11 protein-coding genes and 1 tRNA gene are annotated in these 16,499 nt (G+C 37.7%); 8 read left to right on the forward strand and 4 right to left on the reverse strand.

What is annotated here, in order from left to right:
* Positions 1–44: 44 nt before the first annotated feature.
* The 4 genes from B9O19_RS07975 to typA all read left to right on the forward strand — a co-directional run bounded on the left by B9O19_RS07975 (position 45) and on the right by typA (position 5,261).
* Positions 45–1,505, forward strand: coding sequence for a stalk domain-containing protein (locus B9O19_RS07975; protein WP_102365922.1), 1,461 nt, complete (start codon positions 45–47; stop codon positions 1,503–1,505).
* A gap of 147 nt (positions 1,506–1,652) precedes the next feature.
* The gene (ispE, locus tag B9O19_RS07980) at positions 1,653–2,513 is read left to right on the forward strand and encodes a 4-(cytidine 5'-diphospho)-2-C-methyl-D-erythritol kinase (protein WP_102365923.1); all 861 of its coding nucleotides are present in this window, start codon (positions 1,653–1,655) and stop codon (positions 2,511–2,513) included.
* A 15-nt stretch (positions 2,514–2,528) separates the two neighbouring features.
* Entirely contained in the window at positions 2,529–3,293 is a 765-nt protein-coding gene (locus tag B9O19_RS07985) for an EFR1 family ferrodoxin (RefSeq protein ID WP_102365924.1), read from the forward strand.
* A gap of 150 nt (positions 3,294–3,443) precedes the next feature.
* The gene (typA, locus tag B9O19_RS07990) at positions 3,444–5,261 is read left to right on the forward strand and encodes a translational GTPase TypA (protein ID WP_102365925.1); all 1,818 of its coding nucleotides are present in this window, start codon (positions 3,444–3,446) and stop codon (positions 5,259–5,261) included.
* Positions 5,262–5,575: 314 nt separating this feature from the next.
* Here typA and B9O19_RS07995 read toward each other — a convergent pair whose 3' ends face one another.
* From B9O19_RS07995 to B9O19_RS08005, 3 genes are all read right to left on the reverse strand, one after another.
* On the reverse strand, positions 5,576–6,049 hold the full coding sequence (locus B9O19_RS07995; RefSeq protein WP_102365926.1) for a hypothetical protein: 474 nt from the start codon (positions 6,047–6,049) through the stop codon (positions 5,576–5,578).
* A 564-nt stretch (positions 6,050–6,613) separates the two neighbouring features.
* Positions 6,614–7,648, reverse strand: a complete 1,035-nt coding sequence (locus tag B9O19_RS08000) for a 3-deoxy-7-phosphoheptulonate synthase (RefSeq protein ID WP_102365927.1) — start codon at positions 7,646–7,648, stop codon at positions 6,614–6,616.
* Positions 7,649–7,705: 57 nt separating this feature from the next.
* A tRNA-Trp gene (locus tag B9O19_RS08005) sits at positions 7,706–7,781 on the reverse strand.
* A 263-nt stretch (positions 7,782–8,044) separates the two neighbouring features.
* On the opposite strand from B9O19_RS08005, the gene B9O19_RS08010 reads away from it, so the two are divergent.
* Positions 8,045–10,360: a C1 family peptidase gene (locus tag B9O19_RS08010; protein ID WP_102365928.1), complete on the forward strand. Its 2,316-nt coding sequence runs from the start codon at positions 8,045–8,047 to the stop codon at positions 10,358–10,360.
* Positions 10,361–10,511: 151 nt separating this feature from the next.
* Here the strand turns inward: B9O19_RS08010 and B9O19_RS11695 are convergent, their stop codons facing one another.
* Positions 10,512–10,682: a hypothetical protein gene (locus tag B9O19_RS11695; RefSeq protein ID WP_158648954.1), complete on the reverse strand. Its 171-nt coding sequence runs from the start codon at positions 10,680–10,682 to the stop codon at positions 10,512–10,514.
* Positions 10,683–10,783: 101 nt separating this feature from the next.
* Between B9O19_RS11695 and B9O19_RS08015 the strand changes: the two genes are divergently transcribed.
* The 3 genes from B9O19_RS08015 to B9O19_RS08025 all read left to right on the forward strand — a co-directional run bounded on the left by B9O19_RS08015 (position 10,784) and on the right by B9O19_RS08025 (position 16,026).
* On the forward strand, positions 10,784–10,978 hold the full coding sequence (locus tag B9O19_RS08015) for a ribbon-helix-helix protein, CopG family (RefSeq protein ID WP_102365929.1): 195 nt from the start codon (positions 10,784–10,786) through the stop codon (positions 10,976–10,978).
* Between the two features lie 294 nt (positions 10,979–11,272).
* Positions 11,273–13,219 carry a family 10 glycosylhydrolase gene (locus B9O19_RS08020; RefSeq protein ID WP_158648955.1) on the forward strand — a complete coding sequence of 649 codons (1,947 nt, stop codon included), beginning with the start codon at positions 11,273–11,275 and terminating at the stop codon, positions 13,217–13,219.
* Between the two features lie 278 nt (positions 13,220–13,497).
* Positions 13,498–16,026 carry a glycogen/starch/alpha-glucan phosphorylase gene (locus B9O19_RS08025; protein ID WP_306560262.1) on the forward strand — a complete coding sequence of 843 codons (2,529 nt, stop codon included), beginning with the start codon at positions 13,498–13,500 and terminating at the stop codon, positions 16,024–16,026.
* Positions 16,027–16,499 lie beyond the last annotated feature (473 nt).

Below are 16,499 nucleotides of genomic sequence, written 5' to 3' on the forward strand. Positions count from 1 at the left end.
AATAGTATAAAAGGAAGTTATATATAATAAAAGGGGGCAGTGTTATGAAAAAGGTATTTTTTAGCTTTTTGGGGTTTGCAGCAATGGTTTGTCTTATTTGCGGAACAGTGTTTGCTGATTATAACAATGTAACTATTTATGTAAATGATAAAGTGGTTCAGTCTTCGCAACCGGGCGTAGTTATAAATGATACTACTTTTGTTCCGGTCAGAATTGTATCTGAGACATTGGGGTGCACTGTTGAATGGAACGAGGCAGAACAATGCGTTACTATTACTAAAGAAAATATAATTTTAAATATGACTATTGGAAGCGTCAATGTTACGGATGGAACAGATGCAGTATACCAGCTTCCTGAAGCTCCTTTTGTTTTAAATGACAGCGTGACAATGGTCCCGGTTAGATTTGTATCTGAGAAGCTGGGAATGAGTGTGAAATGGGACGAGACTTCCACCACAGTTTTTATTAACAGTGATTCATCTTATAATAATATAACAAACTTACCGGTTTACTATAAAGCATCGTTTGAGGATAAGCTAACTAATATTATAAATTATAATTTTAACGGTGATTTTTATCAGGCACAAGCTATAATTGGTTTGGTGACAGATAGTGAAATAGAATCCGCAAGAATTATAAATCCTATTGGTCTTGCTGAGTTTTATACTCAAAAAGAAACAACTGAGCGAAATATCCAACTAATGGCTAATGGACTGCCTAACGAGATTGAACAGCAGCTGGCTGATACAAGAGCATATCTTGATAATGCTATAAATTTGTATAATCAGGGACTGTATTATGAGGCGGCTGACGCTTTGAGTGATTTTTATTTGTACAGAACTATTCCGGCGTTGGTTGACGAATATAACCAACTTGTTTCAGATATTAAGGAACAAATTAATTATTTGCCTTACCGTACTCTAAATGATATTAGAAAAATGGTAGAAAACGGTGACTATTATGGAGCTTATGCCAGAGTGAACGCTTTCCTTGAGCAAGGGAATCTAAGCGATGACGTGCGCAATACCGCTGAAATACTTAGGGGAGAAATTGAGGATGAGATTGCAGCGTATGAGCGTTCTCAAGAGGTTGTCGGATATAGATATGTTACAAATGTGGCGAATGCAGTAAATTTTAGACAGAAACCAAGCGCATCATCAACAATTATAACTACCATTCCTTATGGAACACGGATAGGATATGTTGAGGATGCAAACAGCGAATATGCTCGTGTAAAATATGACAATATGTATGGATATGTAGCTAAGTTTTACTTGTCGAATTATTCTCCGCCGAAACAATATTCCGCTGTCAGGTATGTTTGGCGTTCCGGCGCTGTAGAGATGCTTGACCAGCCAAGAAGCGGAGCAGGCATTATTCTAACTCTTGCGGCTGAGACGCCTGTTGGTCTTGTGGAGATTGTTTCTGATACCTATGCCAGGGTAGATTATGATGGAAATCAGGGATATATAAGAAGAGATCAGTTGGTGCTTTCTGTTCAGTAAAATAAATTTTGAAGTTAATTATTTTATATTATAATATTGTAAATACGTCTCTTTTATGGAGACGTATTTTTTGTATAATTGACATTTAATCATTGAAGGAGTATAATTCAGGAAAAGAGTTGGCTGGTATAAATGCGGAGGTAAGTAATGGTAAAATCGATAACTGAAAAATGCAGCGCCAAAATAAATATTGCAATAGATGTTCTTGGAAAATATCCGAATGGCTATCATGAAGTTAGAATGATAATGACTCAGGTTGGTATTTTTGATGTGATAACCATATCTTTAAAAGATGAGAAGGGGATAGAAATTGCCGGAAGTGATATAAATATGCCCGTTGATGAGAGCAATTTAGCATGGAAAGCTGCCAATGAGTTTTTTAAAGCCATAAAATTTGATGGCGGCTGTGATATATATATAGAAAAGCATATACCAATGGGAGCAGGAATGGCAGGAGGCAGTTCCGATGCCGCAGGAGTTATAAACGGGTTAAATAAGCTTTTTGATTCTCCGTTATCTTTGGAAGAAAGAATGAAAATGGGTAAAAAGCTTGGCGCTGACGTTCCGTTCTGTGTTATGGGAGGCTGTGCTTTGGCTGAGGGCATTGGTGAAAGATTGACGGTTTTGCCCGAACTTCCTGAAGTTTGTTATTTGATAGCCAAACCGAGACAGAGTATTTCAACAAAGTGGGTCTATGAGCATCTTGATTATAATAATAAGCCTGTAAATTTGGATATTGACAAAATTATTTCCGGTATAAAGTCTGGAGATTTGAAAAAGATTCAACCATTTATGGGAAATATACTTGAGAATTCGGCGGTACAGATTTGTCCGCAGGTTAATGTATATAAAGCTGAAATGCTGAATTTGGGAGCTGATATTGCCATGATGAGCGGAAGCGGAAGTGCTGTTTTTGGAATGTTTGATGATAGGGAATTGGCAGTAAAGGCATATAAGGAGTTTAAATTAAGACATAGTGATGCTGATGGAGTTTGGGTTCTAGCTTAGAAAAGAGGAGAAGAAATGAAAATTAATGGAGTGAAAGCAATTTATTTTAGCGCTACGGGTAATACAAAAAGTGTTATAGAGCTGTTCTGCAAAGCTTTTGACGAGCCGGCGGAATATTTAGATGTAACCGACAACGAGGAATATGGTTGTGAGACTGACAAAAATACATTAGCAGTTATTGGAGTTCCGTCATTTGGAGGAAGGGTTCCGGCTATTGCCGCCGAAAGAATTAAAAATATTAGGGGAAATAATACTCCTGCATTTATTTTAACTACATATGGAAACAGGGCTTATGATGATACTTTAAATGAGCTGAGAAGCATTGTTGAAAGTAACGGATTTGTTGTTGCAGGAGCGGCTTCCATAGTTTCAAGGCATTCTATAGTTACTGATATAGCGGCTGACAGACCTGATAGTAAAGATATTAAAGAAATAAAAGATTATGCGAAAGAGTTTAAAAACAAACTTTTAAATTCACATAATATAAATGGAATAGAAAATATACCCGGAAATGAGAAGTTCCGTGATTTTGGCGGGGTTCCATTTTCACCTCAGCCAACTAAACAATGCGTATCTTGCGGCATATGTGCTGAAAAATGTCCGGTTGGAGCTATAGGAAAAGATTATAAAGCAGATTCGGAAAAGTGTATTGCCTGTATGAGATGCGTTTCTGTTTGCCCTAACGGAGCCAGAGCTGTTTCCAAGCTTGCTTTAAAGATGGTGTCTTTAAAACTTCATAAGGTTTGCGCCGACAGAAAAGAGAACGAACTTTTTATATAAAAAGTAAAAATATATCAAGATTTATTGCATATTATTTGCAAATTTTGAATATATTTTACGTTTACAGAACATGTTTTTCTGTGGTATAATATTAAAATGTAAGAGACACGGAGTGCCGTGTCTATTTTCTTGTTAGAAGGAGTAAAATTTATGGTAAGAGAAGATTTGAGAAATATTGCGATAATAGCACACGTTGACCATGGTAAGACGACGCTTGTTGATGAAATGCTGAAACAGGGCGGAGTTTATAGAGAGAACCAGGTCGTTGAGGAACGCGTTATGGATAACAACGATTTGGAACGTGAACGCGGTATCACTATACTTGCTAAAAACACGTCTGTATATTACGACGGTATAAAGATGAATATAATTGATACGCCGGGTCACGCTGATTTCAGCGGAGAGGTTGAGCGTATTCTGAAGATGGTAAACGGTGTTATTTTGCTTGTTGACGCTGCTGAAGGTCCTATGCCTCAAACGAGATTTGTGCTTCAAAAGGCTCTTGAAATGAACCATCGTGTTATTGTTGTGGTTAATAAAATAGATAGAGCCGACGCCAGACTTGATGAAATCCCTGATGAAATTCTTGATCTTCTTATAGAGCTTGACGCCAATGACGAACAGTTGGAAAGTCCCATACTTTTCTGTTCAGGCAGGGCAGGAACCGCTTCGCTTTCCCAGTATGAAGAGGGAAAAGATCTTAAGGTGCTGTTTGAAACAATAAAAGATTATATCCCGGCGCCTGAGGGAGATGCTGATGGCCCTATGCAAATGCTGGTGTCTTCAATAGATTATAATGATTATGTGGGCAGAATCGGAATCGGCAGAATTGAGAGAGGCTGTGTAAAACAGAATCAGGAAGTTATGGTATCTGAATATCATAATAACCATGAACCCTATAAGGCAAAAATGGTCAATCTTTATCAGATAGACGGTCTTAACAGAACTGCTGTTGATGAGGCAAAAGTTGGGGATATTATATGTTTTTCGGGTATTCCTGAAATAACTATCGGAGATACAATAGCTTCACCTGAGGACCCGGCTCCTCTTCCGTTTGTGAAGATAAGCGAACCTACTATTGAGATGACGTTTTCTGTAAATGACAGTCCGTTTGCAGGCAGAGAGGGTAAGTTTGTAACTTCACGCCAGCTGCGCGACCGTTTGATGAGAGAACTTTTAAAGGATGTTTCATTGAGGGTAACAGAAGGAGAGTCAACAGACAGTTTTAATGTTGCCGGCAGAGGTGAAATGCACATTTCTATATTGATTGAAACTATGCGCCGCGAGGGATATGAGTTTTCAGTCGGAACTCCAAGAGTTCTGTATAAGGAAGTCGACGGAGTAAAATGTGAACCTATAGAAAGACTTATTATTGATGTTCCTGAAGAGAGCGTAGGCGCGGTAATGGATAAAATCGGACAGCGTAAAGGCGAAATGGTTTCGATGACTCCTCAGGGCGGAAGAATGAAACTTGAATATTTAATACCTGCCCGCGGGTTGCTGGGATACAGAAATGAGTTTTTAACTGATACAAAGGGCGAGGGTATACTGAACTCGGTTTTTTATGAGTATCAGCCATATAAGGGTGAGATAAGCAGCAGGCACACTGGTTCTTTGGTGGCGTTTGAGACCGGTGAAGCCGTAGGATATGGTTTGTTTAAGGTTCAGGACAGAGGCTCGCTGTTTATTACTCCGGGAACTAAAGTATACGAGGGTATGGTTGTTGGAATAAACCCTAAAGCGGAGGATATGAACGTTAATGTTTGTAAGAAAAAACAGCTGACAAATACCCGTGCTTCCGGAAGCGATGACGCTCTTAAACTGGTTCCGCCCGTTCAGATGAGCCTTGAGGCTTGCTTAGAGTTTTTGGCGGAGGATGAACTTCTTGAAGTTACACCTGAAAGTTTAAGAATCAGAAAAAAGATATTGAATAATCAGCTTCGTGCCAAAGCTAGAAATAAGAATTAATTTAACAATATTTTCAATGGCGCAAGTAATAAAAGATGATTTTAAAATGAAACAATAAAAAAGATGGCGAACACAAAATGTGTTTGCCATTTTTTATCCAAATATAAAACGATATAAATGTTGCTTAAATATAAAAGCTTAATAAAAACCGCACGTTCCTTATTAACTGGAATAAGCGGTTTTTATTTTTATATATCAACTTACTGTATAATTTTTTAAAAGAATTTTATATAATGTATCTTATAGAAACAATGATTTTTGGCATTCTCCGAAAACTATATCAACCTGCATTGAAATAAATAAACCTTTGATGCTCATCCGCAATATGATAATTCTCTTTCTAAGAACTGCTTAATATATGGATTGTTTTCTTCGCTTAAAGCGGGCATAAAAGCCATATAACGGCATTTTTGATATTGCTCGCCGTCCAGTTCAAAAGAATAACCGGTTACACATTTTGGATTGCAATCATCAGGATTGAGCAGTCGTTTACAGACAGACGCCTTCCGTATATCCTTTTTCATTTTCTCAGGAAGTGTGTTTAAAAAGTCTTGGTAATTATTTAGGTGTTCAGGATAAATTCTAATCTTCATGCCGGTTTTGCGGGTTACAAAGTTAGCTAAAGTCCTTTTTGGTTTGTTTAAAATATAGGAAACAACATATCCGCTTTTAGCTTCTTTTATGTCACACTTACATCCTTGATCTGTTAAATAGTTGTTTATTTGGGTTACAAAATCTTGAAAGCGTTCATCAACCGTTTCAAGAAATAACATAAATTGATTATCCATAGTTTAACTCCTTATTTTTTAGTTATAAGTATCTGTACTTTATATTGGGCGTTTTTCTCGGGGCATGGTTCAAATATACTTCAATTGTTTAATCTTTCTATCCAGTCCTTTTCTCTCCTTTTCAATGATAATTATAATATTTGCTGCAATGGTTGTCCTCTCTTTATCTGCACGAAAAAGAGAGGTAATATTTTATATAAGTTCATATATTATTTTCTGGTATCAGGATAATATTAATCAGTTTTCCGTTCGAAGGTTGAATTTATAAGGCAGATAAAAGATGTGATTATCACTCTCTGTTATTTTTCTTGTAAAGAAAATTTGAAGCGTAATATAAAATGGTTTATAAAAGCGGTATATTTTTCGTGAGAAAATGGGATGCCAACGATTTGACAGTATAAAAAAGAACCGCCTATAATTTATTATATCATAAGCGGTCTTTTGTGTCATTGTTAATTTTTACTTTTTTTGTTTGAATTGCTGATAATGTTATTAATTATTAATAAGTGAGTGCTCTTATCCTATTTTATAATTTGTATAAACATCTATAAGATTGGAAAATTATTATATAAGCTGGTCAGCCAGTTTATAAATCATCGTTTCGGTATCTTTCCAGCCCAAACAAGGGTCTGTAATAGATTTTCCATAAATGCTGTTTTCTCCTATCTTTTGATTACCCTCTTCGATGTAGCTTTCAACCATAAAGCCTTTTATCATTTTCCTAAGAAGCGGTTCGTACGCCATACTGTGCATAACTTCTGAGGCTATCCGAGGCTGCTGATTAAACTGTTTTGCAGAATTATTATGATTGGTATCAATAATTACAGCAGGGTTTTCAAAACCTTTCTCATCATACTCGCTGGCTATTCTAAGCAGGTCTTCATAATGATAGTTTGGTATGTTTCTGCCGCGTTCGTCTATTCCGCCTCTGAGGATAGCGTGAGCGTATGGATTTCCATTTGTAGTCACTTCATGGTTTTGGTATATGAAGTCATGACCATGCTGCGCAGCATAAATTGCGTTAAACATAACTCCGGTATCGCCACCGGTACCGTTTTTCATACCGATGGGCATATCAAGTCCGCTGGCAACAAGTCTATGCTGTTGGTTTTCAACTGAGCGGGCTCCTACGGCAACATATCCTAAAAGATCGTCTAGATATGGGTGGTTGCCCGGATAGAGCATTTCATCAGCAGATACAAAACCTGTCTCTCTAAGAACTCTAAGGTGCATTTGACGTATCGCTTTTATACCTTCAAAAGCGTTGGGCGCTTCATTAGGGTCGGGCTGGTGCATCATGCCTTTATAACCCTCTCCTGTGGTTCTAGGTTTGTTGGTGTATACTCTCGGCACCAAAAGAATTTTATCATTCACTTCATTCTGAACAGAGGCGAGCCGTGATATGTAGTCGCAGACAGAATCTTCGTTGTCAGCCGAGCACGGACCTATTATAAGAAGTATTCTGTTGTCTTTGCCGGACAAAACAGCTTCTATTTCACTTATGCGTTTAATACGGATTTCTGCGCTGTCAGACGGTACCGGTAAAAGTTCTTTCAAGTGTTCCGCTGAAGGCATTTCTTTTTTAAATGTAAAACTCATATAAAAACTCCTTTTATTTACAAAAAAAGCCCGAAATTTTCATTTCAGGCTATTTATTGGCAGGGGTAGTAAGATTTGAACTCACGGCACGCGGTTTTGGAGACCGCTGCTCTACCAACTGAGCTATACCCCTAAATTCAACTTTGACATTATAACATGATTTTTTTTATATGTCAAGCCTGAATTTTAAATTTTGCTTATTATATTAGTTAACGCCATATTAATTAACGTCGTCCTCAAAATACCATAACATGCTATAATATTTTTTGTGTCTTATATTGTAATTTTATGAATATCATGGTATAATAATAAAATGCTTTATAATTTTATAACATAAGAAATAGGTTGGAGGGTTATTTAATTAAAGTAAATTAAATTTCTGTCAGAGGTGTAATTATGAAAAAGTTAAAAAGTATCGTATTACTGCTCGTTTTTGCTATTGTGATAACTGGATCCGGATATGCTGAGTCAATCGGTGCTGATGTTATATACAGCGGCGGGATTGTAGCTGAACAGACCGGCGCATATCAGGATTACCTTAAAAATCCATCGGCTTATACAGTCATTCCTGAGCCTGTGGAATTTGGAAAAAGCGAATCTTCTGCTTATCTTGAAGAGGTTATGCCTGAAAAGTATAATACTGAAACGGATGCAGGAAAAGACAAGAAAGACTTCCCTGCGGTAAGGGACCAAAATATTGACGGTGACTGCTGGGCGTTTGCAAATACTGCTGCCCAGGAATATTCTAATGTTGTTCTTAACAACAAGAGCTATAAGAATGATAATGAAATACTTTCAGAATACCACATGGCGGCTGCAATGAATTATACCAATGATGAGGGATATAAAACTTTTACATGGGATAACAAAACCGGCGGTAATACTGCTATGGCGGTTGCGTATATGTCGAGGGAGACCGGCGGAGGTTCTGTATTATTAAAGGATTTTGATAATAGTAAATATTTAAAGTATACCGGGGACAGAACAGATTATTCATCTCTTTTGGGTATCGACAGAGCCGGAAAGCTTATTTCGCAGGAGAGTATTACAAATTTATACGAGGGCAGTTCTGTTCTAGATTATAGTTATGAAGACGGTTCTATAAAGAATATTAAGTATCATAAAAATGAATCGGTTATAAACGCGATAAAAGCCGGGATTATGAAATACGGCGCGGTGGCAGTGTCCTATCTTTCTAATGAAAGCCATGACGGATATTATAATTCGAAAACCGGAGCTTATTGCGGAAGCTGGAGTGATTTGCTTAATGGAACAGCTCCTGATAATAACAAAGTTAGCTTTTATCAAAATGACGGTTCTATAAAATATAAATTTAATACGCCTACTAATCACGCAGTAACGCTGATAGGCTGGGATGATAATTATTCATACACAAACTTTAAAACTAAACCTTCATCTTATGACGGAAAAGATTATAATTATGAGAATGGGGCTTGGATAGTAAGAAACAGCTGGGGAAGCGATTGGGCCAATGATGGATATGAGTATATTTCTTATATGGATCCAACTATAGGTTTTTCGGCTTCCGGGTATAAATTTTCAGATGAAACTGATGAGAATATTTATTCTTATGATTATGTTGGCTTGATGGGAAGTATTAGTCTTAAGAATAGTTTTGGCTGTACGTATCAGGCAATACGGTTTGAAACGAGCGGCAAGGAACCTTTAAAATCTATTGGTTTATATGCGTTAGATATGGATGATACTTTTGAAATAATGGTTGACAGCAGTCCTAAAGATACTTCGCTGCCAATGAACCTTTCAGAAAGCGAGTTTAAAAATAATAGGGTGAATTTGAAAGATCCGGATACCGGCGTAATTTCAAAATCAGTACAATTTTCTTCACCCGGGTACAAGGTTTTAGATTTAGCTGCCCCTATTGATGTTAATGGAAGCTTTTATATATATGTTAGACAGTCTAATGATTCGAAGACATCCACTGATGAATATAGAATAGCCGGATGTACTAAAGGCGTTAATGCTTCGTACTATCAGCCTGAGAAAAATGTATGTTTTTATTCCTCTTCGAAGAGGGGCGATACAATTAATGGCTGGGGTGATATATATTTGAGCGGATATAATTGGTGTATTAAAGCTTATACCGGCTCAAACAGCTTAAAGCCGTCCGCTTCGCCATTGCCAACCACATCTCCGACTCAAGAGCCAATAGCGTCTGAATCACCGAGTCCAACGTCCGCCCCAACGCAAGAGCCGGTAGTTTCGGAATCTCCAAGTCCAACGTCCGCCCCAACGCTGGAGCCGATAGTTTCAGAGTCCCCGAATCCAACTTCTGCTCCGACGCAGGAACCTATAGTAACAGATTCGCTAACTATGACCCCAACTTTTGCTCCGGTTGTTTCACCAACGGCAGAACCAATTGTGTCTCCTTATCCCGAAAAGTTTGGAGAACCGGAAATCGTAGTAAATAAAGCTGAACAGACCGTAGATGTGACTGTGACGCGAGTTGACGCAAGCTGTGAAGATAGCGCTGTATTAGTTGGGATCTATAACAGTAACGGAATTTTGGTAGGATTTAGAAAGATAACTTCTGTGTTTGATGAAAACGGAACTTTTATGATAAGCGGAGTTGAATACGGCGGATTAAATGCCAATACATTAAAAGTGTTTATTTGGAGCGATATGGGAGACATACCATATCTTGATTCTCCACAGAGTGTTGATTTAAATTAATATAAAGTTTTAGATAATAGAAAGGCCTCCATTTTTTAGTATGGAGGCTTTTTGCTGTATGTGTTAAAAATATTAAGAGTTTTATTTAAGTAAAGAGCGTATATAAGGATATAATAACATTTATCAGAGATATTTTTTAAACTTTTATTATTTAGTTGTTTTCGGTTTCATCATTCATACATATATCATACATTTCGCCTGTTTTTATAAGTGAAAACTGAAGTCTTGCATCGGCTTCACTGATTTGGCCGTTACGTATCTGCTCAATCGCTTTTTCAATATCTTTGCGCATAACAAAGTACGCTCTTTTATAGTTAATCAAAATATCACCTCAAACTGTTTTGATGTTACATATTATGTTATTAAGTATAACATATATTCTGTGCTTTTGTCAACATATAATTTATTATGAGGTGATAACTAGTGAAAGAGGATAAATTAAAAATATCCAAGAGAAGGCTGAAGGGGGACGATGGATTTAAAGTCTTTTCGGTAAGACTGGAACAGGGGCTCGTTGACAGAATAGATAATATTGCCGAATATACAAATAGGTCGAGAAATGAATTAATTGGTATTTTGCTTAGATATGCTGTAGAAAATTGCGAGATAACAGACTAAACATCTGAATTTAAGTTATTATATTAAGTACGCGTCTTATTTTTAAACAGTCTAAATTGTGCTTGTTGTACAATTTGAAGCTGCTTATTTATAAGACGTGTTTTAATGTCTGAATTAAACTTTATAATTTATTGTACTTTGCTTTTGATTTGGGGAATTTTTGGAAATCTTTTATTTATTGATTTGTGTATCTGTCAAATTGACAAAGTGTAAAAGTTGTGCTATAATTTACACTCGTTTCATATAATATTTTAGAGTGAGACAAGATATAAAATGTACATAGGAGGAAACGTAATGAAAAGATTTGATTTCAGTATGAAACTGATAGTTTTAGCGGTTTGTGCCGCCATTGCGGTTAACCTGTTCTATACACCGAAAACTGATATAGTTTCTGCTGAGGACACAGAGATGAGGGGAATTTGGGTGGCGTCGGTCGGAAATTTGGACTATCCGCAGTCGCCTACTGCTGATGCATGGCAGCTTAGAGTTCAAATGGACGAGGTTCTGGACAACTGTCAGGATATGGGGTTTAATACAGTATTTTTACAGGTAAGGCCGTCAGGAGACGCTCTTTATAAGTCGGATATATTTCCGTGGTCGCGTTATCTTACAGGAACACAGGGTACGGCTCCGAGCGACGGGTTTGATCCTCTTGAATATGCTGTTAACGAGGCGCATAAGAGGGGAATGCAGCTGCATGCATGGATAAATCCATATCGAGTTACCAACTCGTCTAATGATAATGGCAAATTGGCTGCAAATAATCCGGCTGTATTAAGACCTGACTTAGTGCTTACCGACAGTTCGGGCAAGATGTATTTGAACCCGGGCGAAGCTGATTCTATCGACATTATACTTGAAGGAATCAGAGAGATTGTAAGAAATTATGATGTCGATGGAATTCACATGGACGATTATTTTTATCCGAGCAGCGGATTTGACGATTCTGCGGCCTATTTTAAGTATCAGGATGCATATCCAAACAAAGCGGACTGGCGCAGAAGTATGGTTACTACTTTAATCTCCTGTGCCCGTGACGCAGTAAAGGAAATTAAACCAAACTGTATGTTTGGAGTAAGTCCGAGCGGTATTTGGGCGAATGCCGGCGACACGCCGGGAGGCAGCAATACAAATGGAAGCAGTTCATATCATAGCTTGTATGCGGATACCAAACTGTGGGTTGAACGGGAATATCTTGATTATATAATGCCGCAGATATATTGGTATAATGGCCAGCCAAACGCTGATTATAATACTTTAATAAATTGGTGGGCGGGTGTTTGCGCCCCGAAAAATGTTAAGCTTTATATTGGCGAAGCGGCTTATAAGGCGGCTTCCGGTTCTGAAGCTGCTTGGAAAGGGCAGAATGGTATAAATGAGCTGTCCAACCAGGTTTCAATGTGCAGGCAGAGCCAGTATATAGGTGGTTACAGCATGTTTGAGTATTCTTCGTTTATGGGAAATTCAAATCTGTATAACCTTATAAAACAGCTTCATTCCACACCTGCCGCTGCTCCGACGCTGGGAGAAATTAATCAACCTAACCCTCAGCCTGAGGTAACTCAGGCACCTGAGGACAAGCCTTCCGAGCCAACTCAGGAGCCGGCTTCCGCTGACCCGACAAACGCTCCGATTGCTGCTGATCCCACGAGCGCACCAACGAACGTTGGAGACGCCTCAAAGTTTACTGATATGGGTGAATATGGCTGGGCAATGCCGTATATTGAAGATCTTGTAAACCAGGGAATAGTTAAAGGTATAAGTGAGACAGAGTTCGGACCCGATATATTTATTTCCCGCGCCGACGCTACGGTTTTGTTATATAGAATATTAAAGGAATCAGATATAACTTTCACAGAAAACTTTGATGATGTATATCCTGATAAATACTATTATGATGAAATAGGACAAGCCAAAGCAACAGGGGTTGCATGGGGAATTGGAAATAATCTGTTTGATCCTGACGGAACTATGCAGAGGCAGGATATGGCTACACTTGCTTATAGAGTTTTGAAAGCCCGTCAAATTTTGACGGCAATTCCGAACACGGCAAAGGCGCTTAATAATTATTGGGATTGGCGTGATATTGACTTTTACGCCAGAGACGCTATAGCGGCGTGTGTTGAAAACAACCTTATGGGAGGATACGGCGACGGAACTATCCGTCCAAAAGATGACGCTACAAGGATTGAGGTTGCTCTCTTTGTGCAGAGAATAAAAACTCTTATAGACAGCAAATAATAACAATAAAGTATATAGCCGCGGAAACATGTTTCGTTTTCCGCGGCTTAAAATTTGTTAAAAACCACAATAAAGACTATAAGAGACGAGCCAATTAAGATTGATGTAATAGGCAATTTTTACAAAAAAACATAAAGATGTCAGATACAACCTTATTTTTGTGCGATTTGACTTGATAAAATTGGAATAATAAGGTACAATAAATAATGGAGCTGTATTAGAAGGATGAATAATATTATAATAATACAGCGATTATATGCACAGGAGGGATTTTATTTATGGCAAACAATACTTCTAAGGCAGAGACGCAAGATAAAACGGCAAAAAATGTTGCTGAGTATCATAGACAATTAAAACCCGGAACGCCCGAGTTTGATATGAAAAAGGACTTTATAAAGGATGAGATTACCGGTAAGGTGAAACGCTATTTTGGAAAAACAATAGCAAAAGCAGGCGACATGGAAGTCTACCGTGCTGCAGCGCTCACTATACGCGACGAGATAATGGAAAAGTGGGTAAGCTATCAGGAAAAATGTGAGAGAAAGCCGCAGAAAGAGCTTTACTATTTATCTTTTGAGTTTCTAATGGGCAGAGCTATGGGAAACAATTTAATGAATATCATGGAGACGGAAGTTTATAAGAGCGCATTAAAAGAGCTGGGATTTTCGCTGGAAAATATTGAAGAGGTAGAGACTGACGCAGGCTTGGGTAACGGAGGACTGGGTCGTTTGGCGGCTTGTTTCCTTGATTCTCTCACCAATTTGGATTTGCCGGCCTTTGGCTGCGGTATAAGATATGAGTATGGACTGTTTAAGCAAAAGATAGTTGACGGATATCAGATCGAGATGCCTGACCCGTGGCTGCAGAGCGGAAATGTTTGGGATATAGCAAGACCTGAGGACACTAAAGAAGTTCATTTTAACGGCCGTATTATTGAAAAGTGGGAAGACGGCCATATGAAGTTTGAGCATGTTGATTATAATACTGTCATAGCGGAACCGTATGATATGCCTATCACAGGATTTGATACAGACACGGTTAACACTTTAAGACTTTGGAAAGCCTGCTCGCCTGAGATTATGAATATGACAGAGTTTAACAGAGGAGATTATGCTAAAGCCAATGAAAATAAAGATTTGGCTGAAGTTATTTCAAAAGTGCTTTATCCTGAGGACAATCATTATGAAGGCAAGCTTTTGAGATTGAAGCAGCAGTATTTCTTTGTATCAGCCACAATCCAGTGGATAATATCCAAACATAAACAGAAGAATTTGTCTATGTTTGATATTCCTGAGTATGTGCAGATTCATATAAACGATACGCATCCTACCATAGCTATACCTGAGCTTATGAGACTTCTGATGGATGAAGAAGGGATGTCGTGGGACGACGCGTGGAGTATAGTCGGCAGAACTTTCGCTTATACAAATCATACCATTCTGTGTGAAGCGCTTGAAAAATGGCCGATGGACATGGTGGATTCGCTGCTTCCGAGACTTGGTCAGATTATTCATGAGATAGACAGGCGGCAGAGAATCGCCCTGAACGAACGTTTCCCCGGTGACACAGGCAAGATTGAGTATATGGCTGTAATTAGCAGAGGACAGGTAAGCATGGCGAATTTGTGCTTGACTGCCTGCCATAGTGTGAACGGCGTGGCGGCTTTGCATACTGAAATCCTAAAGAAAGAAACTTTCAAGGATTATTATAGCATTTATCCGTATAAGTTTAAGAACATGACTAACGGAGTTACATTCAGAAGATGGCTGTATAAGGCGAACCCTGAGCTTTCTTCGCTTATTTGTGAAGCGATAGGTGACGGCTGGGTGAAAGATTATACACAGCTGGAAAATCTGCTTCCGTTTGCTGATGACAAAGCGTTCAGAGATAAATTTGCAAAGATTAAGCTTAATAATAAGGAGAAACTTGCAAAATATATACTGGATCATAATGGTATAACTGTAGATCCTGCATCTTTATTTGATGTTCAGATAAAGAGACTGCATGAATATAAAAGACAGCTGCTCAAAGCCTTTCATATAATATATAGGTATAAATCTATTACTGAAACACCTGAAAATGCAAATAAGATGCCCGAGACATTTATATTTGCTGCAAAGGCAGCACCGGGCTATCATATGGCAAAACTGATAATCAAGTTTATTAATAATATAGCTAAGGTTGTTAATAATGACCCCATGACAAAGGATATTTTAAAAGTTGTATTTATTGAAAATTACAGCGTATCTATTGCTGAAAAGATTGTTGCAGCTGCTAACTTGAGCGAGCAAATTTCAACAGCCAGCAAGGAAGCTTCAGGAACAGGAAATATGAAGCTTATGCTGAACGGCGCTTTGACAATAGGAACAATGGACGGTGCAAACGTTGAAATACGGGAGCAGGTCGGCGATGATAATATATTCATTTTTGGAATGCAGTCAGATGAAGTTTTAGGGCTATATTCGACAAACCGCTCGCCGAGCCCTGAATTGTATGCTACAAATATGGGGATTAAGAGCATTGTCGACACACTGATAGACGGGACGTTCTCCGGAGACGAGCATAATCTGTTTTATGATATATATAGGTCTTTGGTTCAGGGAAATAACGGCAGTTTTGCAGACCCATATTTGCTTTTGCCTGATTTTGAATCGTATGTTCACACTTGCCAGCAGGCAAATAGTTTATATAAAGATAATCAGGATGAATGGAACAGAAAAGCTGTAATAAACACGGCAAAAGCCGGATTCTTCAGCAGTGACAGGACAATTGAAAGTTATAATAAAGAAATTTGGCATTTGAGATAAAAATAAATAATTAAGCCCATGGCATTTGTCATGGGCTTTTGTTTAATATATAAAGAAAAGTGATCTTTGCTGATATTATGCAGTTTGCCTTAGTAGTTAATTAGTTTATTTTGTATTAGTGAATTTAACACTTATAGAAGTTAATATATAAGTGAATTTTTTTCACATATATTTAATATAAATATTACACCGCAACGTTTTGCGAACTAATATATATTTATTTTTGTTTTTTATTTTATATTCCAATAAAAAGCGTAATATTTATATATTTATTATATTATCATTTATTTATCAAAAATATATGTTCGAAATAAAAATTGTTAATAATTTAGCCACAAAAGTATTGCGCTTTTGTTACAAATATGCTATAATGTAAACATTAAATGTATTATATTTACAGCATATTTGAGTTACGGTACATATATATTGTGTATCGGTTGTTGTGTTTATGTTTTTAGATACAACAGGTAGTA

This window comes from Monoglobus pectinilyticus, assembly GCF_002874775.1.
Taxonomy (GTDB): domain Bacteria; phylum Bacillota; class Clostridia; order Monoglobales; family Monoglobaceae; genus Monoglobus; species Monoglobus pectinilyticus.